18 protein-coding genes are annotated in these 24,896 nt (G+C 72.3%); 10 read left to right on the forward strand and 8 right to left on the reverse strand.

Annotated features, from left to right (window positions below):
* Positions 1-100 precede the first annotated feature (100 nt).
* Positions 101-700 (forward strand): Uma2 family endonuclease, encoded by a 600-nt coding sequence (locus WME82_RS02705; RefSeq protein ID WP_438044852.1) that lies wholly within the window; start codon positions 101-103, stop codon positions 698-700.
* A 176-nt stretch (positions 701-876) separates the two neighbouring features.
* Here WME82_RS02705 and WME82_RS02710 read toward each other — a convergent pair whose 3' ends face one another.
* Genes WME82_RS02710 through WME82_RS02720 form a run of 3 tightly spaced genes read right to left on the reverse strand, consistent with a single transcriptional unit; the run spans position 877 to position 6,082 of the window.
* Positions 877-3,417 (reverse strand): P-loop NTPase fold protein, encoded by a 2,541-nt coding sequence (locus tag WME82_RS02710; protein WP_438041543.1) that lies wholly within the window; start codon positions 3,415-3,417, stop codon positions 877-879.
* On the reverse strand, positions 3,405-4,721 hold the full coding sequence (locus WME82_RS02715; protein ID WP_438041544.1) for a trypsin-like peptidase domain-containing protein: 1,317 nt from the start codon (positions 4,719-4,721) through the stop codon (positions 3,405-3,407). The genes WME82_RS02710 and WME82_RS02715 overlap by 13 nt, the downstream gene beginning before the upstream one ends.
* The gene (locus WME82_RS02720; RefSeq protein WP_438041545.1) at positions 4,718-6,082 is read right to left on the reverse strand and encodes a metallophosphoesterase; all 1,365 of its coding nucleotides are present in this window, start codon (positions 6,080-6,082) and stop codon (positions 4,718-4,720) included. The genes WME82_RS02715 and WME82_RS02720 overlap by 4 nt, the downstream gene beginning before the upstream one ends.
* Before the next feature lie 421 nt (positions 6,083-6,503).
* On the opposite strand from WME82_RS02720, the gene WME82_RS02725 reads away from it, so the two are divergent.
* Positions 6,504-7,019, forward strand: coding sequence for a hypothetical protein (locus WME82_RS02725; protein ID WP_438041546.1), 516 nt, complete (start codon positions 6,504-6,506; stop codon positions 7,017-7,019).
* A 193-nt stretch (positions 7,020-7,212) separates the two neighbouring features.
* The gene (locus WME82_RS02730; protein WP_438041547.1) at positions 7,213-7,767 is read left to right on the forward strand and encodes a hypothetical protein; all 555 of its coding nucleotides are present in this window, start codon (positions 7,213-7,215) and stop codon (positions 7,765-7,767) included.
* A 43-nt stretch (positions 7,768-7,810) separates the two neighbouring features.
* Here the strand turns inward: WME82_RS02730 and WME82_RS02735 are convergent, their stop codons facing one another.
* The 4 genes from WME82_RS02735 to WME82_RS02750 all read right to left on the reverse strand — a co-directional run bounded on the left by WME82_RS02735 (position 7,811) and on the right by WME82_RS02750 (position 12,845).
* Positions 7,811-9,535: an FG-GAP repeat domain-containing protein gene (locus WME82_RS02735; RefSeq protein WP_438041548.1), complete on the reverse strand. Its 1,725-nt coding sequence runs from the start codon at positions 9,533-9,535 to the stop codon at positions 7,811-7,813.
* A 221-nt stretch (positions 9,536-9,756) separates the two neighbouring features.
* On the reverse strand, positions 9,757-9,897 hold the full coding sequence (locus tag WME82_RS02740) for a hypothetical protein (RefSeq protein ID WP_438041549.1): 141 nt from the start codon (positions 9,895-9,897) through the stop codon (positions 9,757-9,759).
* A gap of 25 nt (positions 9,898-9,922) precedes the next feature.
* Positions 9,923-11,956, reverse strand: a complete 2,034-nt coding sequence (locus WME82_RS02745; protein WP_438041550.1) for a vWA domain-containing protein — start codon at positions 11,954-11,956, stop codon at positions 9,923-9,925.
* Between the two features lies 1 nt (position 11,957).
* Positions 11,958-12,845 carry a DUF58 domain-containing protein gene (locus WME82_RS02750; RefSeq protein WP_438041551.1) on the reverse strand — a complete coding sequence of 296 codons (888 nt, stop codon included), beginning with the start codon at positions 12,843-12,845 and terminating at the stop codon, positions 11,958-11,960.
* Between the two features lie 319 nt (positions 12,846-13,164).
* On the opposite strand from WME82_RS02750, the gene WME82_RS02755 reads away from it, so the two are divergent.
* The 5 genes from WME82_RS02755 (at position 13,165) to WME82_RS02775 (ending at position 19,850) form a co-directional block, all read left to right on the forward strand.
* Positions 13,165-14,322, forward strand: coding sequence for a zinc-dependent alcohol dehydrogenase (locus WME82_RS02755; RefSeq protein ID WP_438041552.1), 1,158 nt, complete (start codon positions 13,165-13,167; stop codon positions 14,320-14,322).
* Positions 14,323-14,656: 334 nt separating this feature from the next.
* Positions 14,657-16,219: a hypothetical protein gene (locus WME82_RS02760; RefSeq protein WP_438041553.1), complete on the forward strand. Its 1,563-nt coding sequence runs from the start codon at positions 14,657-14,659 to the stop codon at positions 16,217-16,219.
* 11 nt (positions 16,220-16,230) lie between these two features.
* Positions 16,231-17,796 (forward strand): vWA domain-containing protein, encoded by a 1,566-nt coding sequence (locus WME82_RS02765; protein ID WP_438041554.1) that lies wholly within the window; start codon positions 16,231-16,233, stop codon positions 17,794-17,796.
* A 280-nt stretch (positions 17,797-18,076) separates the two neighbouring features.
* A complete protein-coding gene (locus WME82_RS02770; RefSeq protein WP_438041555.1) occupies positions 18,077-18,934 on the forward strand; it encodes a hypothetical protein in 858 nt (285 codons plus the stop codon).
* A gap of 10 nt (positions 18,935-18,944) precedes the next feature.
* The gene (locus tag WME82_RS02775) at positions 18,945-19,850 is read left to right on the forward strand and encodes a hypothetical protein (protein ID WP_438041556.1); all 906 of its coding nucleotides are present in this window, start codon (positions 18,945-18,947) and stop codon (positions 19,848-19,850) included.
* Positions 19,851-19,864: 14 nt separating this feature from the next.
* Here the strand turns inward: WME82_RS02775 and WME82_RS02780 are convergent, their stop codons facing one another.
* Positions 19,865-21,400, reverse strand: coding sequence for a WD40/YVTN/BNR-like repeat-containing protein (locus tag WME82_RS02780; protein WP_438041557.1), 1,536 nt, complete (start codon positions 21,398-21,400; stop codon positions 19,865-19,867).
* Positions 21,401-21,471: 71 nt separating this feature from the next.
* On the opposite strand from WME82_RS02780, the gene WME82_RS02785 reads away from it, so the two are divergent.
* Positions 21,472-24,108: a hypothetical protein gene (locus tag WME82_RS02785; RefSeq protein ID WP_438041558.1), complete on the forward strand. Its 2,637-nt coding sequence runs from the start codon at positions 21,472-21,474 to the stop codon at positions 24,106-24,108.
* Between the two features lie 43 nt (positions 24,109-24,151).
* Complete coding sequence (locus tag WME82_RS02790; RefSeq protein WP_438041559.1) at positions 24,152-24,892, forward strand: hypothetical protein; 741 nt, start codon at positions 24,152-24,154, stop codon at positions 24,890-24,892.
* The last annotated feature ends 4 nt before the right edge of the window (positions 24,893-24,896 follow it).

Genomic DNA, 24,896 nt, shown 5'->3' on the forward strand with positions numbered 1-24,896 from the left:
CGATCCGTGGGAGGTGCGCTGGCGTTCGCTCGGCGGCACCGAGCCTGCTCGGGAGCCCCAGCCCCGGAGGGCGCGGTGGTGTATGCTCGCGCAGGTCGTGATGAACCTCGCCGAGAAGGTCGTCCGGTCCGCCACGCTCGCCGATCTCGACGCGCTGCCGCCCGGCTGGCGGGGCGAGATCATCGACGGCACGCTGTACGCCTTTCCGCGTCCCGGCTTCGTTCACGCGAACATCGAGGACCTGATCACGGCCGACCTCAAGAACCCCTACCAGCGGGGCAGGGGCGGTCCGGGAGGGTGGTGGATCCTCTCCGAGCCGGGCATCCAGATCGAGCGCGCGCCGCAGATGTCGCCCGACGTCGCGGGCTGGCGCCGGGGGCGCATGCTCGCGCCGCCGCGGCCCGCGGAGCCCATCTCCCTCGTTCCCGACTGGTGCTGCGAGATCCTCTCGCCGCGCACGGCGAGCTACGACAACCTCGTGAAGCGCCGCTTCTACGCCGAGATCGGCGTGTCTGGCCTCTGGTACGTGGATCCCGTCCGGCGGACGTTGCTGGTCAGCCAGATCGAGAACGGGCGGTGGGTCGAGCTGGGGCTGCACGGACAAGACGAGAAGGTGCGCGCGGCGCCGTTCGAGGACGTCGAGATCGACCTGGCCGAATGGTGGGAAGGGCTCGACGAGGGCGAGGGCGACGCGCCCTGAGCCGCAGGGGAGGTGCCCCCGCAGCGGCCGAAGCGGACACCTCTCGCTCCTGCTCGATCACGTTCCGAGGACGGCGCCACCGCAGCAGGACGCGGCGTAGCTGGCGCGCCGGTGGTCTCTGGAGGGAGCTCGCCAGGGTCAGGAGCGGCTGCTCCGCGCGAAGTCGTCACTCCAGGCTAGCCTCGAGATCCTCCCCCCTCTGTGTACTTTTTTTTCCACCACCGCTCCACGTCGGGTCCGACGAACGAAGCAGGCAGCTCCTTCCGCTTGGCCAGAGTCACCATCCGGTCGATGGGCTCGCCATTCGAGACCTTGTGCGCGAGATCGGGCGCGTTTGCCCGCATCAGGTAGGCACTGTATTCGCGGCAGATGTCCTCGTTTCCGGGACCGTACTCATAAGCCAGAAACCATACCTCGCCTGCTGCATGCTCGTATTCATGCTTGAAGAGGAGGGTCGCGTACTTGTGAAGGACGCGCCCAGATGCGAGACGAATGAAACCCCCAAGCGCGTACCGGTACAGCTCCAGGGCTTCGCGTTCATCGTTCACGTCGGGGGACATGGCATCGAGATTCGCCATCTCAAAAAGCGCATCGACCGCATCCGAACCCGCCACGGCGTGGTAGCGAGCTTTTGTGGCCTCCCGCGCCAGCTTCCTGTCGCCGATCTGAGCGAGCATCCGCATGAGCCACCGGTACCGAAGCACGTCCCCGGGCGTCCGCTTGAAGTCGTTGACCGCACTTCGCAGCCGCTCTTCATCGACCCCGGCCTGGCTCCCCTGCGCATTGCCGAGCTTCATCTCGTAATAGAGCGTGCGCTCGGGGTACGGATCGGTGCCGCTGGACCGCAATCGCTGAATGAGCTCGCCAGCCCTTGGATACAGCTCCGCAATATGAAAGCCAATAATCAGGGCGAGGTAAAACGTTATGGTATTTATGTTCTCGGGGTCCAGCTCGAGCGCAAGTTCGCAGAGCTTGCTCACGATGCTGTGGTTGCTGGTTGGTGCTATGGTGTTTGCGATCTCGATGAGTCTGTTGACATGCCGTTTGTCGAACCGTTCTCGATTCGATTGTACGAGGTCATAAGCACGCTGCGCGTTCTGCAGGGCTCGCTGGGGATCGCGAGCGAACGTTCTTGCGACAGACAAATAAATGCCCTGGAGCTGCCGCAACGGGCTTTGCGGCGCCTTACCATCGTCCGCCGAGTCCTCCGCCTCCTCGACAGGCGGCCCTGCAGCTTCCAGTGAGAGCGCTTGCGCGCAGCGTGCAGTAGGCTCCTCGATTCCCTCCGGCTCGAGCGCCTTTGCCTCGTCCTCTTCGTCCGTGAGAGCCGACTCGGGCTCGATCTTCGGCAGGACACGTGGCTCCTCGAGGGATACCGGTTTCAGGTGGTCGATCCCGGTCAACCATGCATATGGCAACGGCGGCGCGATCGCCAGATACCGCACGAGCCTCACCGGCACCTCGCCGAGCCCCATGTGCGGATACTCCTCGCAAACGTACTTCAGATCGTGCAGCACCTTCGTGTCAGGCGCGTTCCTCTCCCGCGCGTACCGCCCGATCCCTTCGAGCTCCGCCACGAGGTTCACCGCCTTCGGATCCCCCTTCGACGAAGCCTCCCCCACCGCCTTCGCGAGCACGTTCCGGTGGAAATCCGGCCACGTCGTCTCGATCATCTTCTCCTTGAAGATCGCCCGCTTCCCGAGCACGTCGCTCGGATGCACCGCCCTCGCCTCCAGCGCCCCGTCGATCTTCGGCGCGAGCAGGTTCAGGTACCGCTTTACCGACCGCGGCGTCATCTCGTGCAGCCCCTCGAGCAGCAGATCGAACGCCTCCATCGTGTCGTCCTGCCGCCAGAGCGGATCCACCAGCTTCTTGACCCGCGGCGCCCTCTCCGCGAGGCCCTTCACGAACTCCTTCGCCCGCGCACCGTCGAGCGGCGGCACCCAGACCGCGTGCTGCAGGTACTTCTCCAGCTCGCGGTCCGTCTCCATCACCGACTTCCCGCCGCCTTGCGACCGCACCGCGCCGCGCAGCACTTCCTCGTCCACCGCCATCACGAAGAACAGGTTGTCGATGTCGCTGAGGTACTGGATCTCCTGCAGGAGCGAGAGCACGAAATCGGAGCCACAACGATCCAGGTCGTCGAGCAGCACCACGAGCAGGCACTGGCCCTTCTCGCTCGAAGCGAGCTCCTGCCGGATGATGATCCCGCAGAGATCCGGGATGCTCGTGAGCACCGCCGAGATCCGGTCGAACATCGCCGCGTCCCACACCGTCTCGGCGGTCGCGCCCCCCGCGCTCTGCAGGCCCTCGGTCCGATCCCGATCGATGATCCGCGCGTAATCCTCGAGCCGCTGCGAGATCTTCCGCGCGTCGCCCGCCATCGCGATCGATTGCAGGATCCGCATCGCCAGGGTCGTCCGGGCGTCCCGCCGCGCGGCCTGGAGCGCGGGCGCCTGGTACTCGCAGAACACCGGGCGCTTGCCCGCCTCCACGGACCTCTCCCGCACGAACGAGCGCAGCATCTTGAGCGCACTGCTCTTGCCCGTCCCCCATTTCCCGTGCACCGCGAACGTCATCGACGGCGACGGGGGATCCTCCTTCGACCGGACGATCGTCTCCGCGATCCGCTCGAGCTCCCCCCGGATCGGCAGGCTCTTCCACAGGAGATCCCCGCCCGCGTCGACCGGACGATCGTCGAGAATCACGATGGCCATAATCCCATTCCCACGAGGAAGCGGCTGCCCCGATCGGCCGCCTCCAGGAGCTGCTCGCCCTCATTCGTTCCGCGAACGGCGCCTCCAGGCTGCCGCTCCACCCACCCGACCAGGATGGCGCACTCGAGAGCGCGCCCGAACGCGAGAGGCGATATCCGCGGCAAACGCCCTGCGAGCTCCTCGCGCGAGAGCCTCGCCCCGCCCCGGAGCTTCCGCAGCACGGCCAGGACATGCTCCCGCCTTGCCGCGCGCCTCGCCCCCTCCGGCTTCAGCGTGAGCGTCCCATCCCGCCGCCGCTCCACCCACCCGCGCTCGATCATCCGCGCGACGGCGTTCGTCACGATGGGCGAGGAGACCACGCCGCCCAGTCGATCCACGATGGCCGCCTCCTCCTCTGGTTTGTCGGGCATGAATGCGTGGAGCACCCGGAGGACCTCCGCCTCCGAGGCGCCGTCGCGCGACGCATCGCGGATCTCACGGCGGACGTCCTCCGCGCCCGGGAGCGCCGCACGGCGTTGCTCTTCGGCCTTCGCGAGCAGGTCGAGCCAGCCATCGCCGCCTTCCATCGCCGCCCGACGCACGAGCCCGTCGAGGGAATGGCCAAGGACACTCCAGCTCATCGCGTCCGCGAGGTCCGCCGCGAGCGCCTCCTCGTCCCCGGCCCCGCGGAAGAGCTCGCGAACGCGGCCGGCGAGCGCGCTGCCGTCGCGGAGGCGCAGCAATCGCTCGACGGCCTCCACGGGCGCCGCATGGGCGGTCGCCACGTCTTTCGACGTCTGGGTAATGATCCCGAGCACCTCGTCGTTGTGGTTGCGCACCGCCGAACCCGACATCCCCTCCCAGGTCGCCGCCGTGCCCTGACGAACGTGGAGCTGGAATGCATTGCTGTCGAGATCGGCGGATGCCCGCTGGACCACGCCCCCGAGCCCCACGCCCCGCTCTCGTCGCAGGCCCGGCAGATCGGGGTATCCCTCGGCGAACCATGGATCCCCCGGCGACGGCGGGATCGGCGACGGGACGAGGAAACACGGCTCGCCGAGCCTCGAGGGCTCCGGCATGCGCAGGATCGCCACGTCCGCCCGCGGATCGTACAGGAGGGGCTCGAGCGACGCCGAGGAGACGCCTTCGAGGAGGTACGTGCAGCCAGACCAGAGCGGATCCTCGTGTTTCCAGAGGCGCGCGCTCGTGCTCCCGACCACATGAAATGCCGTCACGATGAGATCCGGGTACAGCGCCCAGGCCGTCCCGTGATCCCGCTGCCCCGATCTCGCGGCCGCCGCGACGATCCGCAGGCTCGGCCTCATGGGTAGTCTCGCAGCCGCGCCTCGTGCACGCGCCCGTCCTCGCCGAGCGTGATGTCCGCGAACGTGAACACCTGGGTCCTCGCCTCGTTCTTGCAGAGCTTCGTCAGGAAACTGGCGAGCTCCGCGTCCTTGCCCTCGGCGAGCGCATCGTCCGGCACGCGCACGAGATCGGCCCACGTGCCCGTGTTGATGTACGTCCGCCCCGCCCCCACATGAACCTCGCGGGCGAGGTGCGTATGCCCCATGACGACGACCTCGACGTCGCTCGTGAGCATCCGCTTTGCCGCGCCGAGCAAGGCGTCCTCCGGGTTATCCAAGTCTCGCTTGAACGTGTGGTCGTTCACGAGCATCCGCCGCATTGCCGTGCGAATGCGCTGCAGCCGTGCCTTCGGGATGCTCGTACCCTGATCAAGGAGCACCTTGATGCTGTCGGCGACGGGCCGGTCGAAGAGGAGCGGGACCCAGTCCGCCATGCCGACCTGTGTCGGTGGGTTGCGCAGCAGTGGATATGCATCGCCGAACACCGCGGCGAGTTCCTTGTCCTCGTCCTCGTCGTGCGCTCCGACGTTCGCCGTGGTTCCGGGGGGCCGGCCGTCGACGTTCCTCCGGGCGCGCCGCTGCGCGTCGAGCACGCGGCCAATCTGGGGCAGCACCGAGCGGATGACGGCAGGCTCGAGCACAAGCAAGAGGAGCACGAGGAGCTCGCCCTCGGGCTTCAGGAGATCGATGAACGGGTAGTGCTTCTTCAGCGGATTGACGACGCGATGGACCAGGAGGCTTCCGGCAGAGATCTCGAGCTCGTCCTTCGGCTCCTCGCCCCGCGAGAGCGCCGACGCGATCGCGCGGAGGTGCGTGAGGTCGTTCTGGTTGGCGTCGTCGTAGCGGTTGCCGTGCTCGATGAGCGCGCCGCCGACCCGGTAGGCGCGGCCATCGAGGACGAAGAGGACGTCGTGGGGTGTGGCCCCGAGGCGCCGGAGGAGCGCCTCTTGCACCTGCGGCAAGGCGAGCTCCAGATCGTGGTTGCCGAGCAAGATCGTCAGCCGGTGCCGCTGCGCCACGTGCGCTGCAAGCGCGTCGAACACGTCGCCGAACGAGCGGTCCTTCATCACCACGTCGAGCTTCGCGACGGCCTCGGCGGGACGCGGCGTCCACGGCGAAGCCGCGCCTCCGGGCACAGCCAGCGCGAGGTAATCGACGAAATCACCGGCGATGACGAGCTCCACGGCCTCGTCCGCGCCGGGCTCGGCGATGGAGCGGATGAACGCCGCGAGGCGGTCCGGGTGAGACATCATGCACGGCGGCTCGCCGCCGACGTGCAGGTCCGAGATGACGAACAGGCGGCGTGTGCGAGGGCGGCGCATGGTGACTCCGGAGCGCGCGACTGCGACGTGCAAGCGTTCGAGCGCACTCTTCCGGGCACAGCCTACAGCGCCCACACGCGCGATGGCAATTGAACGCTCCTTGCTGCTGCCGGATGCCGGGCCCCGTGTGGCCGTCCATCGGTCTGTGGGCGAGGACAGGAGCTCGCCCGCATGCAGGCCGCCAGCGGCGGCGGCGCAGGTGTGCGCGAGACCATTGGCGACCTCCTGGTCTTCAGATTACCATCGCCACGATGGGCGACCGATGGGATCTCCGTCGATGCAGACGGGCTGCCCATGAGAGACGCGACATCGACGGGCGGGACCTCTGCTGGCCGACCGACGAGAGCCGCGTGCGTCGGCGGTGCGCTTGTATCACGCAGATCTCGGAGATCGACGACGCGTTCACCCCTGGAGGTGCCGCATGCCGACGATAGAGGCGTTCATTCCGACGGTGGCGCTCTTCGAGACGATCACCGACGTCGCTCGTTCTCACAGGGCGCACCTCGTGCTCCAGCGCTTCGAGGGCGCGCACGGCGGCGCGGCGCTCTCCGTCGTCGAAGCGAGCCCTCTCGCGGCTCACGAGTATCTGAGAGGCGGCTATCAGCTGGTGTACCTGGCGTCGCGGAGGGCGCCCGCCAGCGAGCAGGACTGGGGCTTCGTCGACCGTGAGGCCGCAAATCTGCTCGAGTTCGCCGGCGCGCGCCAGCGCGGTCAGGATCTCGAGCAGGTCACGATCCGCCCGGTGGCGAAGAAGACCAGCGTGGCGACGTTGTTCGCCGCGACCAGGGCGGCGATCGTGGCGAGCTGCAAGCGAGGAATGCGGCTCAACGGTCGGCTTTACCCGAAGATCTTCTACGCGAAGGAGCTGGAGGCCGGGAGTTTCCAGCTGTGGGTTGATATCGAGACGAGGACCATATCCGCTGAGGTGGTCGGTTAGGACCTCTGGCCCCTCGCGGCGCGGCCTTGGCGCTCTGGCGGTCTTTCCGCTGATCCGCGGCGCTTTCCCGCCGCAGCGCTCAGGCTGCAGGCCTGTCATGGCCTCGCAGCGGCCAGGGCACGCGCGTGAAATACCAGACGTCGGCGACCACCAAGCCGAGCGCCGCGAGCGCCAGCAGCCAGGTCCACTCGACGTGGGCGTCCGGCTGTCCTGCCGCGCTGGAGACGGCGACCTCGCCGCCTCCCTCCGCGACGAGCGGCCTCGGCGTGAGGTCGCTCTCGGCGCCGCTCGTGAGATCTGGTCGCTCTGCGCGATGCTGTACGAGCTCCTGTCGGGCCGGCCCCCGTTCTCGTCAAGGAACGCGCTGGACGGCCTGAGGGCGGTGCTGCAGGACGCGGTGCCGTCGCTCGTCGACACGTGCGGTCTCGACGCGGATCTCTGGGCGATCGTGGAGCGCGGGCTGCGGAAGGAGCCGTCGTCGCGCTGGTCGAGCATGCGCGAGCTCGGCGAGGCGCTCGCCGCGTGGCTGAGGGCGCGAGGCGTCCTGGAGGACGCGCGGGGCGTGTCGCTCGCGGGGGAGTGGCTTCCTTGCGAGGAGCCCTGTGTACCTGCAGGCAATGGCGCGACGCCGCGTGTATCCTGGTGGGTGGAGGAGCGAAGCCGGCCGAGCCGCCGGTGGTCGTCGCGCCGCCGGGTGCACCGGGGGCACCGGGGCCGGCCTCACGGCGAGCAGACGGCCTGCCCTTGAGCGATCCCCCTGAATCGGCCGGCGTCCGCCCTGCGAGCGCGGGTCACCGCGAGGGCTGACCCGTGCGCAGCGGGCCACCTCGCGAGGTGGGCCAGAGCATGCAATTCGCCGCCGATCCCGGGATCGTGAAGACATCCATCCCATGCTCGAAGGTCTGCACGAAGACCTCGAGCTGGCCGTCTCCGTCGAGATCACCCACCGCCGGCGCGGCGGGCGCGCCGTTGCCGTTGCCGTTGCTGCCGGGGTTCGGCAGGGGCACGTCGTGCAGGACCGCGCCGTTCGCGCCGAGGATCACGAGGTTGCCGGAGTCGAGCACGTCGGGAGCGCCGTAGGTCGCCAGCAAGACCTCGGGTGATCCATCCTGGTTCAGGTCGGCCACGGTGGCCTCGGTCGCGAACATGATCGATTTGCCGTGCATGTAGCTGTATCGCCACAGGAGCGACGCATCGGGGCCGAATGCATAGAGGTAGCCGTCGTTCATCGGGACGATGATCTCGGGCCGCGCGTCCCCCTGGATGTTCACCGTCGTCGGCGAGGGCACGCCGTTTGGCGGGTAATAACCGTCGATTTCGAGCGGCCTCTCGCCGCGCGGGAGCGTCTCCCACCCGGGTTTGCGCATCGCCGATCGGCTGCCGTCGCCGTGCGCGCCCTCGAGCACCATCACCGCATACGCCTGCGTCTCGTAGGGCTCGTGCATCTCGACGTTCGGAATGCCGACGACCTCGTTCCGCCCGTCCCCGTCGAGATCGACCACGTTCGGCGGCGACGCGGTCCACTGCAGCCACTCGGCGGAGCTCGGGTGCGGCCACGTCCCGGTATGGAGATGGTAATGGTCGCCCTCCACCTTCGGGTCCGCCCAGCGGATGAACTGGCCCCAGGTCAGCGGCTGGTCGGCGAACGCCTCGTCGCGATTCTTGAAATACGGCGCGGCGTCGACCGCCACGCCGTCGTGGTTGAACGCCTGGATGTGGTGGTTGTCGTAGGTGGCCAGGATCTCGAGCTCCGGGTCGTCGTCGATGTCGCCGATGCCGACGTTGAGCCCATAACACCCGAACCCGGAGTGCCCCATGCCGTTGCGATCGGCGTCGTTCCCCGGGCCGCTCTGGCTATTGTACCGCGGCCAGGCCGCGAAGGCGGCGCCGGCGGGCGCGGGTCGATAGAGCGACCCATCCGCGCTGAAGACGAAGACCTGCGCGCCGCCGTCCTCGGTGCTCGCGGTCTGGGTCGTCGTCGCCACCACCTCGATGGTGCCGTCGCCGTCGAGATCCGCCGCGGCGAGCCCGCGCACCTCGGGGGCGCTGCCGGCCGTGGTGGTGTCCACCGGCCACCCGGCCTTCAGCGCGAGCCCGTTGTTCCATTCGAATGCGAAGACCTGAGGACCGTTGCCATAAACGATGTCGATCGCGCCGTCGCCCTCGAGGTCGGCGACCACGTGCGGCGCGTAGATCCTGTCCTCCCCGGCCTCGGCGCGATCGATCTCCTTCCCGTTCGAGTCGAAGACGAAGAGCGCATAGTAAGCGGCGATGAGCTCGTTCTGACCGTCGCCGTCGAGGTCCATCACCACCGGCGACGCGTACCAGCTCGTCTGCCCGGGCAGGACCATCCGGTGCTCGGGCGCCTGCACCTCGCCGGCGCTCGTGCCCACCTCGCAGATCGGGTTGCGCGTGCCGCCCGTGCTGCCGCCGCTCGCGCCACCCCCGATCTCGCCCCCGGCGCATGCCGCCGCGAGCAGCGCGAGGAGCAACGCCGCGCTGCCGAGAGGACACACACCCGGGCCGGTGCGCGCGGCCCACGGCGAAGGGGGCGGGTGCTGAGGTCCGGTGGGGAATCCGCGACCGGAACGGCACGGGCGGCGCTGGGTAACCATGGGTCCTCCGGGGGATGCGCCCGCGGGCGACGCCCGCCGGTGGAAAAGGACAGGAGCCAAGCTCATCGAGATTACCAGGAACCTTCAAAGCCGTGGATACGGGAGTCCACCCGAGGGGAGCCTCACGGGGTCGCTTTGAGGGTGGTTGTCCAGAGCAGGGTGTGGTTCGTCGTTCGGGGTGCGTTCCGCCCCTCGAGCAGGGATTCGCGTGCATCGGCGAGCTCGCCGAGCACATTGCGCTCCTGCGACCGCAGCGTGTTCACGACCGTATCGGCACGCGCGTGAAACTCACGACCGTATCGGCACGCGCGTGAAGTACCAGACGTCGAAGACCACGAAGCCGAGCGCCGCGAGCGCCAGCAGCCACGTCCACTCGACATGGGCGTCCGGCTGTCCCGCCGCGCTGGAGACGGCGACCTCGCCGCCTCCCTCCGCGGCGAGCGGCCTCGGCGTGAGATCGCTCTCGGCGACGCTCGTGAGGTTCGCCGGCACGGCAACGGACCCGGCCTGCGGTCCCTGCCAGGCGAGGCGGTAGAAGCCGGCGCGGGGCGTCTCCGCGATCACCGCGACGCCGGCGCGCTGCGCGACCTCGAGCCGCTCGCCCGCAGGGCCGATGGCCTGGAGGTCCCGCGCGGTCGCCGGGACGCTCACGCGCAGCGGCTCGCCGGTGCGCGCGGGGCCGGTGATGCCGTGGGCGCGGTGGGCTCGCGCCTGCTCGAGCAGGTTGCGCACGAAGAGCACGAACGACGCCTTGAGCGGCCAGTCGCTCTCGCCCACGTCGAAGCCGAGCAGCGTGCCGGTCCGCGAGGCGGTGGAGATGTCGGTCGCGATCGTGCCCTCCTGGGCGCGGATCAGCTCCTGCGTCGCCGCCTCCGGCTTGAGGGACGAGGCCACGCGGAGGTTCACGCCGTCCAGCGTCAGGAAGCGCAGCCGCGGATCCGCCGTGTCCCACGACGTGAGCGTGGGGCGCTCGAGCGTCTGCCCGACGAGCGTGCCGGCGCAGCGCCCGGGCGGCGGGTTCACGATCAGCAGATCGCCCCCCGGAGGATCGGGCGGGCACGCGCCGTCGATCACCACGAACGTGTCGGGATCGAGCCCGGGCTTCCCGAGCAGGTCCGCGAGCGCGCCCGAGGTCACGGAGGTCATCGGATCGGACGCGAGCGCCCGCTCGAGCCAGACGGAGCCGCCGGAGGGCGCTCCCGGCTGCGCGCCCTGGGCGTCGCCGCCCTGGCCCTTGCCGGCCGACGCGAGGAACACCGGGAGCTTGTCGCCGGCCGGCACGCGCCCGTAGGCGACGTCGTCGAGCGGCATCGCGTCGCGCGGCGAGAGCTCGAAGACGAGCCCCTTGCGGTAGTCGCCGGGCGACGGGCGGAACGTGAGCACGACCGGGAGGCGCTCGCCCGGCTTGACCAGCACGCGCCGCGAGCCGAGCACGTCCGACGCGTTGTCCTGCCGCATCGTCACGTACACGTCGCGCGGCTGCGCCCCGAAGTTCGCGACCACGAGGAAGGCCTGCACCTCCTCGCGATGCTCCGGACGCTCGCCGTCCGCGCCGCTCGCGCCAACCACCGCGCTCCCGGAGCGCACGTCGACGCGGACGATGGCGGCGTTGTCGACCGGATCACCGACCGTGATGACCTCCACCGGCAGCGACGCGCCGCGCAGCGAGGCGGGGCGGGCGAGGTTGCCGTCGGTGATCGCGACAACCCGGCGGGCGCCTCCGAGCTGGCGGAGCCGGTCGATCCCGAGCGCCACCGCGGCCTCGAGGTCGCCCTCGACGTCGCGCGCCGCGATGGGGTCGATCGCCGCCTTGAGCCGGACGAGATCGCGATCGAGCGCCGCGACGAGGCGCGCGTCGCGCCCCGCCTCGACGATCAGCGCGTCGCTGCCCGGGGCGAGGCCGGAGAGGAGGTCCCTGGCGAGCTGCTTCGCGAGCTCGACGCGCGTCGTCGCCTCGCCGGCCGGCCCTCGAGCGGCCGCGGACATCGAGGCGCTCGTGTCGAGGACGATCGCCACGTGATCGCCGGTGAGCTCGCGCCCGCGCGAGGCGGGGCGGGCGAGGGCGAGCGCGAGGAGGGCGAGCGCGAGCGCCTGCAGCACGAGCGGCAGCTGGGCGATGAGCTTCCTGAAGGGCGCGCGCGCCATGAGATCGCGCTGCGCGGCGGCCCAGAGCCACGTCGAGGGGACGCGCCGGCGGCTCCGCTTGATCTTGAGGATGTAGAGCAGGACGAGCGGGCCCAGCAGCGCGAGCAGCCACAGGCCGCCGGGCGAGAGCAGCGCGAGCGGGGCGCCCGCGGAGGCCTGTGCGAGCGGGGCGGCCACGTCAGTCGACGCTCCTCGCGACGAAGCGGCGGACGGCGCCCTCGAGCGGCTCGTCGCTCCGCGCTCGCACGTACGTCGCCCCGTGGCGGCGGGCGAACGCGCGCAGCGCCTCGCACAGGCCGGCGAAGCGGGCCGCGTAGGCGGCGAGGGCCGCGGCGTCCAGGGTCACGTCGACGAGCGCCCCCGTCTCGGCGTCCTCGAGCGTCAGGTCACCCTCGAAGCTCGGCTCGAGCTCGTCGGCGGCAACGACCTGGAGGGCGGCGACGTCGTGGCCGGCCTGCGCCGCGCGCCCGAGCGCGGCGGTGACCGGGCCGGGGTCGAAGAAGTCGGAGACGACGCAGAGGAGGCCTGGCCGCGCGCTCTGCCGCACGACGGCGTCGATGGCGCGCGCGAGGTGCGTCCCGCCGGAGGCCCTCACGCCGTCGAGGGCGCGGAGGAGCGCGGCGAGCCCCGCGCGCCCGCGCACCGGCGCGTGCTCGCGGGCGATGCCGTCGCCCGCCACGACGAGCTGCGCGCGCTCGGAGCGCGCGAGCGACATGTAGCCGATCGCGGCCGCGAGCCGGCGGGCCGCGTCGAGCTTCGTGGGCTCCCCGAAGTCGAGGGACGCCGACGCGTCGCACACGATGCGGGCGATGACGTCCTCCTCGGCGCGGAACAGCTTGAGCACCGGCTCCCCGGTGCGGGCGTACGCGGCCCAGTCGATCCGCCGCATGTCGTCGCCGGGCGCGTACGCCCGGTGCTCCTTGAACTCGGCCGAGCCGCCGCGGCGCCGCGCGAGGTGCTCGCCGGCGCCGCCGGAGCGGGCGCGGATCTCGAGCCGGCGCTGGAGCACCTCGAGCTCGCGGACGAAGCTCGCGCCGAGGAGCGGCTCGGGGGACGAGGGCAGCATCGGAGAGCAGTAGACATCGGCGCGGGCGGGGGTGCCAGCGGGGTCGCGGAGCAGCGGCGGCCCGCGCTCGGCAGGGGCGCCGGCCGCGCCCGGCCCGTGGTCGCCGTGGTCGCTCCCCGGCGTCGAGACAGACCGCCACGGTGGGGCAGGGCACCCCGTTCGCGCTCGCCGTGGCCGACGGGCCCCCGCCTGCGGGCGCGCCGCTGCTCCGTGGCTCGCTTTATGCGAGCCAGCGCTGTGGTTCCGCTGTCCGTGCGCCGGCTCGGCCGGTGGAGCCGCCGAGCGCCCCGTACCGATGTGTCAGCCGAAAGGAGGCACCGTGAAGGCCCTGGTTTTCCACAAACCTTCGGACGTCCGCGTCGAGGACGTCCCGGATCCCCGGCTCGAAGAGCCCACCGACGTCATCGTGCGCGTCACCGCGACCGCGATCTGCGGCTCGGATCTGCACATCTACAACGGCTTCTTTCCCCAGGCGAAGCCCATGGTGCTCGGCCATGAGTTCATGGGCGTCGTCGAGGAGATCGGCCCGCAGGTCACGAAGCTGCGGAAGGGCGACAGGGTCGTTGTCCCGTTCCCCATCGCGTGCGGGCGTTGCTTCTTCTGTCAGGCGGAGCTCCCCGTCCATTGCGAGAGCTCCAACCCCAAGCACTACGGCCCCGAGGGCGGCACGCTCGAGGGCAAGGGCGGCGCCCTCTTCGGGTACACGGACATCTACGGCGGTTACGACGGAGGTCAGGCCGAGTACGTGCGCGTCCCTTACGCCGACTTCGGGCCACGGAGGGTGCCTGATCGCCTCACCGACGAGCAGGTCCTCTTCGCGACCGACATCCTCCCCACCGGGTGGACGGCGATCGAGTGGGCCGAGCTCAAGGGTGGAGAGACGGTCGCCGTGTTCGGATGCGGGCCTGTCGGCCTCGCGACCATGAAGTGCGCCTGGCTCCGCGGCGCGGCGCGCGTCATCGGCGTCGATCGCGAAGAGTATCGCCTGAAGACGGCCCGCGAGGTCGCCAAGGCCGAGACCGTCAACGTCGACAAGGTCGACGCTGTCGAGGCGATCCGCGCGATGACGGGCGGGCGCGGCGCGGATGTGTGCGTCGACGCGGTCGGGATGGAGGCGCACCGCGGCCTCCTCGAGAAGGCCTCCAGCGCCCTTCACGGCCAGGTCGGGACGATATCGGCCCTCCGGCTCGCCATGAGCGCCGTGCGCCGGGGCGGGGTCGTGCCGGTCGTGGGGGTCTACGGCGTGTCCTACGACAACTTCCCGCTGGGCCAGCTCTTCGACAAGGGCCTGAAGCTCCGCGCCGGCCAGGCGCTGGCGCACAACTACATCGACCGGATCCTCAAGCACATCGAGGACGGCCACCTCCGGGCGGACGACATCATCACCCACCGCCTGCCGCTCTCGCGCGCCCCGCAAGGCTACGAGATCTTCAACAAGAAGCTCGACGACTGCGTCAAGGTCGTCCTCAGGCCCTGACGCAGCGCGCGGATCGCCCCTCCGGCGCCCTCCTCCCTTCGAACAACGCCACCACACCCCCCGCGTCGGCGGGCGATGCTCCGCCGGTCGATCCGGCGCTCGGGGGGAGCGGCCCAGGGGCTCGGGCGCCGCGGACACGCGAACCATCGCCCGCCGCAGCCCTGACGCCTGACACCGGCGTCAGGGGCGCGCGGCCGCGTTGCGTTGTAATTGGTTGAATTGATGTTTGTTTGTTCAGGGTATGGCGCTTGCTTGGGGCCGAACCTCGGCGAGCGCCCCGCTCGCTTGCTCGGCCGCCCGCGATGGCCTCTATCGCACGGAAGGAGAGCTCCCGATGGCCCGAGATCTGCGCTCAACTCGAACGCTCCTTCACCCCTTGTGGTTAGGAGCCCTGGCGCTCCTCGTCCTCAACGATCACGCCCTCAAGGGCTCTGGTGTGCTCCCTGGGTGGTTGACCGGGAAGCTCAGCGACTTCGCGGGGCTCCTGGTCGCGCCCGCGGTCCTCGCCTCGCTGCTCCGCGTGACCTCGCGCCGGGGATTTCTCGGCGCGCACGTCGTCATCGGCGTCGTCTTCTCGGCCATCAAGCTCGCTCCGGAGGCCGCCCGCGCGGTCGAGGGGCTCATGGCGCTCACGCCGCTCCCGTGGCGGATCACCGTCGATCCGACGGACCTCATCGCGCTGCCGGTCCTCCTCGCCTCGTACCGCGTGCTCGCCGAGGCGATGGCGCGGCCGGAGCCCGCGCGTCCGGTCGCCCACCGCCTGGCGCTGATGGCGGGCAGCCTGTCCTGCGTGGCCACGAGCTACGATCCGCCTCCGTGCGGCGAGGCCGAGGGGTGCGCGCCGCCGCAGCCGCAGGAGCTCGCGTCGCTCGTGATCGGCAACACGACCGGGACCGAGCAGCTCATCCGCGTGCGGCGCCTGCGGGAGTCGGTGCGGGTCGACTGCGGCGTCGTGCTCGACGACCCGACGAGCGCCCTCTCGCGCGATCTGTTCGCGAACGCCGAGACCTGGCTCATCGCGCCCGGCCGCGCGCTGCCGCTGGGCAACGCGGGGTGCGACGCAACCCTGATCGACGCCGACGGGCTGCCCCTCACGCTCCTCGCGTGGTCCGCGGCGGAGTTTCCGGAGCAGCTGCTCGTCACGTCGACGGAGAACCCGCAGCCGGATCGGATGATCGCGCTGCAGCGCGCCGGGGCCAGGCTCGAGCTCGCCGAGCACCCGGCGGTGTTCCCGGCGCCGCCCCTCGAGACGCCGTCGCCCGTGAGCGCGTGCGGCGCGTACGCCGCGGGGAGCGGGCTCGACTGGACCCTGCCCGTCCCCGGGGCAGGGGTCCTCACCGGCGTGACGTCGTCTCCGGACGGCTGTCATGCCCTCACGCTCGAGCGCGGCGACACCTTCTTCCTCTGCGCTCCTGCCGAGGCGATCCCGTTCAGCGAAGGCGACGTCCTCCGCGTGAGCTCCGTCGCGATCGACGGCGGCAGGTACCCGGAGCTCCCGCGGGACCAGCTCGCCTTCGCGCGCGGCATCCACATCGAGAGCGCGACGCACGCCGTGCTCGCGCTGCGAGGCAACGTGCTCGCCCGCTGGTCGATGGTGGGCCGGCTTCCGGCCGCCGATTTCTCGGCCGATCTCTCGCCGCTCCCGGGCTGCGACGCGTTCCACGACGCGTGCGGAAGCCTCGTCGCGCCGCTCGAGGCGTCGCTCCTCGGCGAGGGCGTCTCCGGGGTCGTCTCGCTGCGGCCCGGCGAGAGCGCGGAGCTCGCCGAGGGCGCCGGCGCGCTCTTCCTCGTGCGCGCCGACGACATGCCCGTGCGCGACGCGGAGTGCTTCACCGTTCCCGTCGATCAACCCCGCCTGCTCGAGTCGGTCTTGGTCGCCGCCACCGCGGCGCCGTAGGAGGTCACGCCATGAAGCTCCGAATCCATGATGTCCTCGCGCTCGGCGCCGCCGCCGCGCTCGGCGCGGCCGGTTGCGCCGATTCCGGTGACGCACGGGGCAGCTTCGCCGCACCCACGGATCCCCCGGGCAGCGTGGGCGTCTCCCAGGGCGGCGCGCAGGACTTCGGCCTGTTCCGGCAGATCCTCGAGGACGGCGAGATCCCCGGGCCGGACACGCTCGACGACGTCGGCTTCTTCGCCGAGCACAAGCTCGATTACCCGGCCGCGACCTGCGGCGAGGACGTGTGCATGCACGGGCTGCTCGGGATCATGGGCAACATGATCAGCGGCTCGCCCTGCACGCTCATCCAGATCGGGATGAACTCGCCCGTGGATCTCGGCGCGCTCGAGCGGCCGCCGCTGCACCTCGTCATCGCCGTCGACACGAGCGGCTCGATGGAAGGCGACCCGATCGCCTACGTCAGGGCGGGGCTCGTCGAGATGATCGGCGCCCTCCAGCCGACCGACCGGATCTCGCTCGTCCGCTACGCGGACGCGGCCGAGGTCGTCCTCGAGCAGGCGGAGGGCTCGGACAGGGAGGCGCTCACGGAGGCGTTCGAGGGCCTGACCGCGCGGGGGTCGACCAACCTGTACGAGGGGCTCTTCACCGCGTACGCGCTCGCCGAGCAGCACCTCGATCCGGCCTGGCAGAACCGCGTGATCTTCCTGTCCGACGGCGTGGCCACGGCCGGGCTCACCTCGCCTCAGCGCCTCGTGTCGCTCGCGGCCGGCTACGCGGAGAAGGGGATCGGCCTCACGGCCATCGGCGTCGGGGCCGAGTTCGACGTCGACGCGATGCGCGGGATCAGCGAGGTCGGCGCGGGCAACTTCTACTTCCTCGAGGACCCGAAGGCGGTGGAGGAGGTCTTCGCCGAGGAGGTGAAGACGTTCCTCGTTCCCCTGGCGCTCGACGTGGAGCTCGACGTCGCCGTGGGCGACGGTTACGTCGTGCGCGGCGCGTACGGCACGAACGGCTGGCAGGGCGGCGAGCGCGGCGGCGCCGTGCACATCCCGAGCCTCTTCCTCGCCGGCCGGACGAGCGCCGCGGAGCCCGTCGGCTCCGGCCGGCGCGGCGGCGGAGGCGCCATCCTGCTCGAGCTCGTGCCGAAGCCCGACCAGCAAGGCGTCGAGGACCCGCGCGCCGTGGGCAGCCTCGCGCTGTCGTGGCGGCACCCGCTGACGGGCGAGGCGCACGCGCAGGAGGTCGACATCGAGGCGCCGAGCGCGCCCGACGCGCCGCCCGAGGCCGGCTATTTCTCCGGCGACACCGTCGAGAAGGGCTTCGTGATGTTGAACCTCTTCGCCGGGTTCAAGCTCGCCGCCCAGCTCGCCGCGGACGCCGACCCCCGCACCGCGCGGCGCACGCTCGAGGCGCTGCGGCCGAACGTCGAGGCGTGGCTCGCGGATCATCCGGACCCCGACGTCGAGGACGACCTGCGCTACGTCGATCTGTTCATCGAGAACCTCATCACGGCGGAGGCGAACGTGCAGCCCTACACGCCGGCGGAGCCGCCGAACCCCTGGCCCGCAGATTGAGCCCCGCGCGCCGCGCCGCCAGCGCGCGCCAGGTGACAGCGACGCGCGCCAGGTGACACCAGCGCGCCGCGCCCGTGACCCCATTCACGTCGATCCCCCTCAACCCGCGTTTCGACGTCTCCACGTCTCCACATGCGCTCCGCGTGCCCGCGTACACGCGTACACAACACAACAACGCGTCCCGTGCGCCGCAAACCTGCGCCGCGGCGATGTCGCTTCCTCGCGGCGATCGCCTTGTGTAGGATCGAATTTCGCGGCCGTCGAGGAGGAGAGTGCACCTATGCGAAGATCCATGTGGTTCGGGTTGGCGAGCATCACCGTCTGTATCACCGCCGCTCTCCCGGCGAGCGCGGGTGTCCCGGAGTGCGGCAACATTCGCTTCGAGGGCCTGTCGAACTGTGAAGTGCGCGTCACGGGCGAGTGCACCGCGGGCTGCAGCGAGCTCGGGATCTACAAGACCGCGTGCGCCACGAAGCTCGTGCAAGTCTGCAAGACGGAGTGCACCCTCTCGGCGGAGGCGGGCTGCACGGACAGCTGCACCGAGCAGTGCTCGGGGGAATGCGCCCGCGGCGTCGCGATCACCTGCTCCCACAACTGCTTCAAAGAGTGCACCACCACGCGGGACGTCGATTGCTCCGGCGCCGTCGATGCCGCCCAGTGCGCCGCCACGTGGGACGCGAACTGCGACAGCGAGTGCGACGCCCAGTGCGTGACGGTGGACGGCGACTGCTACCAGCACTGTATCGAGTGCTGCGGGGGCTCGTGCACGGCCGGCGCGAACATGGACTGCCAGACCACATGTCAGAACGAGGAATTCGAGGACTGCGAGCACGAGTTCCGCGCGAACTGCGATGCTTCCTGCAGCGGCGACGGCGCGCTCTTCTGCAATGGGAAGTACATCATCTCCGGATCGCAGATCCCAGCGTGCGTGAACGCGCTGCTCGCGCAGGGCGTCAGCGTGGAGGCCGAGGCGGAGGTCACCATCGGTCCGGACGGCATCGACGGGAACCTCGCCGCTGGCATGTGCGCCTTCAGGCCTGCGAGCAAGGCCTCCCTCGCCGCGCCGTTCGCCGCGCTCGCGGCCGCGGCGGGCTGGCTCGCGCGGCGCCGCAAGCGTTCATCCCACACGTCGAGCTGATCGGCCCCAGATGAGCGTGCGGCCGATCCCCGGGACGCTGCTCTCGCTGCTCCCCCTGTGCTCCGCAGGTTGCGGGAGCGACGCGGCCGATGCGCTCGTGGTGTTCGGCCTCACGACGGAGTTGGCGGTCGGCTTCGATATCGAGCGCGTCGAGAGGACCACGAAGGTGGATGGCGTCGTCACGCGCGCCGAGCGTCTCTCGTATCGGAGGGGAGAGCTGTCGCTCCCGGCGGAGCTCGAGGTGGGGCCAGCGCGGGACGGCGCGGAGGTCGAGCTGTCCATCGCGGCGTTCCGCGATGGCGAGGCCTCTCCCATCGTGACGCGGAAGGCCACGACCCGCGCGGCTTCCGGACGGAGCGTGCTCCTGCCCGTCTCGCTCGACGAGGCGTGCTGCGCGACCTCCTGCGCGGCGAGCGCGACCTGCGCGGCGGGGGCGTGCGTCGACCCCTTCATCGACCCCTCCGCGCTCGACGACTACGACCCGCTGTGGATCGCGTCGGCGAGCGATGCATGCAAGACGCCGTCCTCTGGCGACCCCGCGGTCGTGATCGGGCAGGGGCGAGACGCGTTCGCCTCGCTGGAGCATGGCGAGGTGGTGCCGATCGAGGCGGGCCCTCAAGGGGGGCACCACGTGTGGCTCGCGCTGCGCGTGACCGGAATTCGCCAGATGGGCTCGCGCCTGACCGTGGAGGGGTACTTCCCCGAGCTGGAGTTCGAGCTCCTTCCGTTCACCGCGCAGATCACGCTGCACAAGGCCGGGGAGGGCGGCTGCGAGATCGATGGCGTGCGCTTCCAGGTGGACCGGGGGCTCCCGGTCGAGGCCGTCCGGGGGCAAGCGCTCGACATCGAGATCACCCTGGAGGACCCGAACGGCGACGTCGGGACGGCCGCGCAGCGGGTCGTCATCTCTCCCTGACACGTGGCGACCGCTCAGGGGCGTTCCTCGAGGCTGCCCGTTTTGGTCCTGGCTCGGCCGAGCACCCCTCGTACGATGACGCCAGCGCGTCGCGACCTCCGTCGCGCCGCCGCGGCCGCCGCGAGGCACGCGGCGGCAACGGCGCCGGCCCGGCCCTCCTCCACGCCGCCGGTACGACAGCCGCAGCCCGCTCCGCTCGGCCGCGCCCCGCCAGAAGGCGGGATCCCGCCGCCTGGCGCATCGGGCGCTCCGCCCGCACCCGCGGCGCTCGCCTGGCCGCCGCCGCTCGCCGCCGCCGCGCCGGCGCCGGTCGCGCCGGTCGCGACGGCGCTCGTGCCGCTGCCGGCCGCGGGTGAACCGGCGTCCGGCGTGCAGTCGCGGTGGCCCGTCATCAGCGCGATCCTCGGCCAGTCCGTCGGGCAGACCGCTCCGACCGCGGTGCTCGCCGCGCACTCCAGAGGACCACGAATGCACCCCTGCTGGAGCAGCGGCTCGAACGTCGCGCCGCCGTCGAGCGAGCGGCCGATCGTGAAGCCGTCCAGGAACTCGCTCGCGCACGCGTAGAGGCCCGAATCCGTCCAGGCGAAGCAGCGCGGCGCGACGCTCGAGACGCGCTCGAAGGCCAGCGTCGACGAGGGCGCGCGGAAGACGCCGTCGACGTCGCTGCCCACCGCCACCGTCGCGCCGTCCGGCGAGATCGCGAACGCGCGCACGAAGCCCTCGGTCGTGAACACGGGCGCGAACGCCGCCCCGCCGTCCGTCGAGACGAACAGGCGCCCCGGCGCGCTCGCGATCCGCACGTACAGCACGTCGGCGTCGAGCGGATCGACCCCCGCGATGTACGGCTCGCGCGACGTCGTGCTCCCCGGCACCGCCGCGGTCTGCCACGTCTCCCCGCCGTCGGCCGAGCGCGCGAGCACCCCCTTGATGGCGCCGCCCTCGCTCGCGAGGCCGCTCACATAGACCCGCCGCGGATCCGACGGCGCGACGTCGACCGTCCGGGCCACAAAGCCCGCCGGGAGCGGCGCCCCCGCGCCGGTCCAGCTCGCGCCGCCGTCGCGCGACGCCCAGAGGCCATGCCTGGTCCCCGCGGCCACCGCGACGACGTGCGACGGATCGCCCTGCCGGACCGAGAGATCGATCACCTCCCGCCCCGCGAGCTCCGCGGCGCGCGTCCAGGCGCAGCCGCCCTCGGCGCCGACCGCGATCCCGTCGGCCAGCGCGGCGAGCACCCGGCCGCTCGCCGCCGCCGCGATGGGCGGAGATTGGCCGGCCGTGTCGTCGTACCCGACCGCGCCCTCGCAGATCCAGCGCCAGCTCGCGCCCCCGTCTCGCGTGGTCAGCAGGCCGTACGTCATCCGGGCGACGGCGCGCGCTGGATCCGCCGGGTCGAACACGATCTGGTCCGCCGAGGGAAAGACGCCGTTCGCGGCCGCGGGGGAGGGGAGCGCCATGGCGGCGAGCGCGACGGCGCGCGCCGCGGCGGCGAGCGCGACGGCGCGCGCCGGGCGAGATCCCGGCCTCACGGCGCGCGGGGGAGGCGGGCGCATCGAGGATCCACCGTACCGCGGCGCGCGCCGAGAACCGCCCACGCGCCCTCCGCCCCGCTACACTCGCCGCAATGCCGGAGCGCATCGTCGTGTCCTTTCGAGGTACTGCGGCCCTCTCGCAGCCAGACAGCACGGACGCGGTCGCTCCGTGGCCCGGCCGCCGCGGCGCGCCGCGGGCGCCCGCGCCGCCGTCGCGCCAGAAGGGCGCCGCGCGCGCCGCCGGCGGCGCCGCGCGCGGCGAGGAGAGCTACCTCGCGAGGGCGCTCGCGCTGAAGAAGCGCGCCGAGGCGCTCGGCGCCACCCTGTGCGCCTGGAGCGCGCAGACCTTCTCGTTCGAGTTCACCCCCGACGATGTCGAGGAGGCCGTGCTGCTCGCCGCGCTCGCCGCGGAGGACGCCGCCGTGCACCCCGACGCGCGCTTCGCGGTCGGCATCGCGCAGGGCGAGATGACCTACGTCGGCGAGGCGGGACGCTTCACCGCGCTCTCCTGGGGGCAGCCGCTGCTCGTCGCCGTCATGCTCGCCCGCGTCGCGCTCCCCGGCGACGTGCTCCTCGATCCCGCGCTCGCCGCCGTGATCTCGGGCGAGCTCATGACCCTCGGCGCCCACCGCGGCATCGACGGCGCGCGCCGGGTGCGCGGCCTCCGCCTCGACGCGCAGCAGCCGCTGCGCAGGCAGGTCGCCGAGAGCGTGGCGCGCCTGTGCAAGCCGCCGCTCATCGGCCGCGACGCCGAGCTCGCCGAGCTCGCCGTGCCCCCCGGCTCGCTCGCGATCGTCCGGGCCGAGCCCGGCGCCGGCGGCACGCGGCTGCTCCTCGAGCTGGAGAGGCTGCTCGCGCCGTCGCGGAGCCTCTTCGTCGCGCCGATCGGGGCCTCGCGCGAGCCGTTCGGCGCGCTCCGGCGCGCCCTCGCGCGCGCGGCGCTCCGCGCCGAGAAGAGCCGCGCCCGCGCGCCGGTGCTCCCGGATCGGCTGAAGCCCGCGCTCGCCCGGCTCCTCGCCGGCGAGGGCGTCGAGCCGAGGATCGCCGCCGAGGTGCTCGCCGTGTGGCTCGCCCCGTCCGACGTCCGCGTCGGCCTGCTCGCCGTCGACGACGCCTCCGAGGTCGACGCCGCGAGCCTCGAAGCGATCGCCCTCGCCCTCTCGCCGGGCGGCGGCCCGCGCGCCGTCGCCCGGCTCGGGCGCTCGGAGCCGCTCCCCGCGCCGCTCACCGCGCTCACCCCCGCCGCGACGGTCACGCTGGGGCCGCTCTCCGCGCCGGGCGCGCAGGATCTCGTCCGCCGCCTCCTCGACGGCTGCATCGACGAGGCGGGCGCGCGCCGCTGGGCCGCGCGCGCGCCCGCGTTCCCGCTGGCCGTGCGCGAGCTCCTCTGCGAGGCGCTGGAGAGCGGCGCGCTGCGCTGGATCGGCAGGAGCGTCGGGCCGCGCCGGCGCAGCGCCGGGCGGGGCAGGCCCCCGCGCACGATGACCGGCGCCGAGCTCGCCGCGCCCCCCGCGCTCCGCTCGATCGAGGCCCGCCTGCGCCTGCTCGCGATCGGCCAGCGCACGGTGCTCACCGCGCTCGCGACCCTCGGCGGGGACGCGTCGGACGCGGCGATCGACGCGCTGTGCGACGGCACCGGCGCCCCGAAGGTCGCCGCGGTCCAGGCGGCGCTGCTCGGCGCCGGCTGGCTCTTTCGCCCGGAGCCTGGCTGGCTGCGGCTCTCCTCGCGCACGCTGCGCGACGCCCTGCTCGCGGGCGTCCCGCCGGGCGAGCGCGCCGCGTGGCACCTGGCCGCGGCGCGGGTCGTCGAGGATCACGCCAGCGTGCTCGGCCTCGCCGACGCCGCGTGGCACGCCGCGAAGGCGGGCGATCGGCGCTCCGCGGCCGATCTCGCCGGGCGCGCCGGGCGCGCGGCCGGCGACGCGCTGCTCGAGGGCTCGGCCGCGGAGCTGCTCGCGTTCGCCGACGAGCAGGAGACCGCGAGAGATCACCGGGACGGGGCGCCGGACAGCTCGTCGAGCCAGCCGCCTACCTTCCGCACGCCCATCGAGGTGGTCGGCGACGCGCCGGAGCCGCAGCGCGCGGCGCGCTCCGCGCTCGCCGCGGAGGGCGAGCGCGGCGAGGGCGCGGGCGACGTGGCCGGCGCGCCCGCGGCGCAACCGGACGACACGTCCAAGGACTTTTCCGACGCGACCTCCCCGGACGTCGGTCTTCCGTGCGGCGACGCCTCCGGTGATCCGCTCGCGAAGACCACGGAGTCGCCCGTCCTGTCGATGAACGACATCGCGGTCCGCCTCGCCGAGCTGGCCAAGCAGGCGCTCGTCCAGGGCGACCTCCGCACGCTCGAGCGGCTCGTGGGCGAGCTCCGCCGCACCGGCGAGCACCTCGAGCTGGCGGAGCGCATGACCGGCCTGATCTCGCTCGGGCGCGGCGCGAAGGAGGAGGCGCTCCGGCGCTTCCGGATCGCCGCGGAGGCCGACGCGTCGCCTTCGCAGCGGGCCCGGGCGCTGCTCGCGTACGGCGTCGCGCTGGCCGCCGCGGGCCGCACGGAGGGCGCGCTCCTCGAGGCGCTGAGCGCCCTCGCGCGCGCCCGCGAGGCCGAGGATCCCCACGGCGAGCAGGCGTGCGCGCAGTTCCTGGCGCAGCTCGCGGCCGCGACCGGGCACGGGGAGGCGGCCCGCGCGTGGGCGCAGGTGGCGCGCCTCGCCGGCGCGGAGCCCCCCTCGTGACGGCGCATTGACAGCGTCGTCGCGGCTGTCCATACCGCCGGCCATGTCGTCCCGAGAGCCCTCCGGCGAGCCGGCTCCCGCGCCGGAGACCGGCGAGGAGCGCGCCGCGCCGCCAGCGCGCGCCGGCGCCGGAGAGGGCGCCGGCGCGCGCAGGGTCGCCGCGCTCCTCGCGCTGGCGCTCTCGCTCGGCGCGATCGCCGGCGTCGCATACCAGCGCTACGCCGCGGTGCACCTGCGCGCCCTGCCAAGGGTCCCGGGCTGTGTCCGCGGGGCGCGGGTGGCGCTGCGCAGGCCGGTCGCGGCGTCCGGCACGGAGCCGCGCCAGACGGCGTCGGGCGAGACGGTCTACCTCACGCCTGGGGAAGATCGCGCGGTCGCCTGCGCCTTGCAGCTCGACGAGGCGCTCGCTCGGCACCTCGCCGGAGCGCTGGCCGAGCAGGCGCCGGCGCAGCGCGCCGCCCGGCTGAGCGAGCTCGTGCGCGACCGCGTGCCGGCCGACCCGGCGTACGATCGCGCCGCCTCTGCGGCGTACATGATGGCCTCCGCGGCCCTGCGGGGCCTGCCAGACGACGTCGCCGAGGTCCGCGCCGCTGCGGAGGAGCTCGATCGGCATCAGGCCTGCCGCTTCGACACGCGCCGCCCCTGCCCGACGCGCCCGCCGCTGCCAGCGCTCGTCTGGCTCACCGGCGTCCCGGCGGCGCTGAGCCTGCTCGGGCTGCTCTGGATCGGCCTCGCCGCGAGCGCCGCGCGCTACAGGCGCTGGACGGCGCGCCGGGGCCGCTGATCGC

Origin of the sequence: Sorangium sp. So ce128 (assembly GCF_051525245.1) — a bacterium.
Lineage (GTDB): Bacteria > Myxococcota_A > Polyangia > Polyangiales > Polyangiaceae > Sorangium > Sorangium cellulosum_B.

Coding starts and splice junctions, on each gene's coding strand:
- WME82_RS02715 (WP_438041544.1), bottom strand. CDS start 4,721: ATGAGGCCGAGCCTGCGGATCGTCGCGGCGGCCGCGAGATCGGGGCAG.
- WME82_RS02710 (WP_438041543.1), bottom strand. CDS start 3,417: ATGGCCATCGTGATTCTCGACGATCGTCCGGTCGACGCGGGCGGGGAT.
- WME82_RS02720 (WP_438041545.1), bottom strand. CDS start 6,082: ATGCGCCGCCCTCGCACACGCCGCCTGTTCGTCATCTCGGACCTGCAC.
- WME82_RS02775 (WP_438041556.1), top strand. CDS start 18,945: ATGAGCGTGCGGCCGATCCCCGGGACGCTGCTCTCGCTGCTCCCCCTG.
- WME82_RS02780 (WP_438041557.1), bottom strand. CDS start 21,400: ATGCGCCCGCCTCCCCCGCGCGCCGTGAGGCCGGGATCTCGCCCGGCG.
- WME82_RS02765 (WP_438041554.1), top strand. CDS start 16,231: ATGAAGCTCCGAATCCATGATGTCCTCGCGCTCGGCGCCGCCGCCGCG.
- WME82_RS02750 (WP_438041551.1), bottom strand. CDS start 12,845: ATGCTGCCCTCGTCCCCCGAGCCGCTCCTCGGCGCGAGCTTCGTCCGC.
- WME82_RS02760 (WP_438041553.1), top strand. CDS start 14,657: ATGGCCCGAGATCTGCGCTCAACTCGAACGCTCCTTCACCCCTTGTGG.
- WME82_RS02790 (WP_438041559.1), top strand. CDS start 24,152: ATGTCGTCCCGAGAGCCCTCCGGCGAGCCGGCTCCCGCGCCGGAGACC.
- WME82_RS02770 (WP_438041555.1), top strand. CDS start 18,077: ATGCGAAGATCCATGTGGTTCGGGTTGGCGAGCATCACCGTCTGTATC.
- WME82_RS02705 (WP_438044852.1), top strand. CDS start 101: ATGAACCTCGCCGAGAAGGTCGTCCGGTCCGCCACGCTCGCCGATCTC.
- WME82_RS02725 (WP_438041546.1), top strand. CDS start 6,504: ATGCCGACGATAGAGGCGTTCATTCCGACGGTGGCGCTCTTCGAGACG.
- WME82_RS02785 (WP_438041558.1), top strand. CDS start 21,472: ATGCCGGAGCGCATCGTCGTGTCCTTTCGAGGTACTGCGGCCCTCTCG.